Below are 1,310 nucleotides of genomic sequence, written 5' to 3'. Positions count from 1 at the left end.
CTAATAAGATGACTCGCCTCCCACCCTAAACTAGGCTGAAGGTGACGAAACCCAAGAGGCGAATCATCATGAATATTCAAACACTAGGTGTAGACCTTGGCAAGCACGGATGCCACATAGCAGGCCAAGATGCTAAAGGCAATTTGGTCGAACGTAAGCAGCTTTCTAATAAGCAGTTCGCTATCTATTTATCCAAGCTCCCGAAATGCAATATTTATATGGAAGCCTGTGGTGGAGCCCATTACTGGGCACGAAAAGCAATATCCTACGGGCATGCGTGCAAGTTGATTCCTGCGAAGTTCGTTAAGCCCTTTGTAAAGTCCAACAAAAATGACTGGGTTGATGCTGAGGCGATCTGTGAGGCTGGTCAGCGGCCTAACATGCGATTTGCACATGTCCGAAGCGAAGAACAACAAGCGCTTGCCGCGTTGTTGAAACTTCGTGATGGTTTAGTCGTTGAACGTACTGCCTGTATTAATCGGGGGCATGCCTTTTTGTTGGAGTTTGGTATTCCAGTGAAGCGAGGGAGAGGTTTTATTGATAGATTGTCGAGTATTGCCGCGGACTTGGATTACGACATACCTATGGCTTTACGATTTGTTCTAAATGAAGTTTGTGAGCAATATCGAACCATTCAAGAACAGGTACAAAGAATGGAGAATCAATTAAAGCAGTTGATTGATGCTAGCGATGCAGGAAAACGGCTCCTTACTATCCCAGGAGTAGGCATCATGACCGCAGGATATGTTTTAGCCTGGGTAGGAGACGGTAGACAATTCCGTTCAGGGCGACAATTTTCTGCATGGGCTGGTTTGGTGCCAAGACAGTATTCAACCGGAGGAAAAACGACTTTACTGGGGATTAGTAAACGAGGCAGCAATGGATTACGAAAGTTGCTCATACATGGTGCCAGGTCATCGATACAATGGAAGCTAGAAGGTGGTCATGCTTGGTCTGGCTGGATGAAGGAATTGCTCACCAGGAAGCCAAAACCTGTTGCTATTGTGGCTATGGCCAATAAGCTTGCGAGAATTATTTGGGCGGTACTTGTAGGGGAGCAACCTTACAAGGTTAATATTGCAAGATAAACACCCACCCACGGTTTGCAAATTGATGACAATAAAGTAATAACCATCATTAGAACCTGATTAATGTAAGAGCAGACAATGCTGAAGGACTTATGAGGATAATGATGGGCGGAACTCATTGAGGGACGAGTAGAAATTAGTTACTCATTTAGATCCCGGATACATTACCGCAAACTAATTTGTCGTTATACTTGCAAAAGGAGGGCGAGTCATACATTACAT

1 protein-coding gene is annotated in these 1,310 nt (G+C 44.7%); it reads left to right on the top strand.

Features of this window, described 5'->3' with window-relative positions:
- The first annotated feature begins 68 nt into the window (after nucleotides 1–68).
- Entirely contained in the window at nucleotides 69–1,088 is a 1,020-nt protein-coding gene (locus MIB40_RS19410) for an IS110 family RNA-guided transposase (RefSeq protein WP_249697153.1), read from the top strand.
- Nucleotides 1,089–1,310 lie beyond the last annotated feature (222 nt).

It is taken from the genome of Aestuariirhabdus haliotis (genome assembly GCF_023509475.1).
Lineage (GTDB): Bacteria > Pseudomonadota > Gammaproteobacteria > Pseudomonadales > Aestuariirhabdaceae > Aestuariirhabdus > Aestuariirhabdus haliotis.
The sequence above is the reverse complement of the archived record's forward strand: the minus strand, read 5'-3'. Positions and strand labels throughout refer to the sequence as shown.